General features: G+C 49.4%; 1 rRNA gene. It reads left to right on the forward strand.

What is annotated here, in order from left to right:
* Positions 1 to 464: ribosomal RNA gene (locus tag FLW16_RS43065) — 16S ribosomal RNA — on the forward strand; the annotation flags it as partial.

The raw sequence follows: 464 nt of genomic DNA on the forward strand, positions 1-464 counted from the left end.
CCTACGGGAGGCTGCAGTAGGGAATCTTCCACAATGAACGAAAGTTTGATGAAGCAACGCCGCGTGAATGAAGAAGGGTTTCGGCTCGTAAAATTCTGTTGTTGGAGAAGAACGAGCATAAGAGTAAATGCCGTAGAGTGACGGTATCTGATTAGAAAGTCACGGCTAACTACGTGCCAGCAGCCGCGGTAATACGTAGGTGGCAAGCGTTGTCCGGATTTATTGGGCGTAAAGCGAGCGCAGGTGGTCATTTAAGTCAGATGTGAAAGCCTTCGGCTTAACAGAAGAAGTGCATAGGACACTGAATGACTTGAGTACAGAAGAGGACAGTAGAACTCCATGAGTAGCGGTGAAATGCGTAGATTTATGGAAGAATACCAGTGGCGAAAGCGGCTGTCTGGTCTGTCACTGACGCTGAGGCTCGAAAGCCTGGGTAGCAAACAGGATGACACGCCCGTGAAGTC

Source organism: Microbispora sp. KK1-11 (genome assembly GCF_006874435.1).
Classification (GTDB): Bacteria; Actinomycetota; Actinomycetes; order Streptosporangiales; family Streptosporangiaceae; genus Microbispora; species Microbispora catharanthi.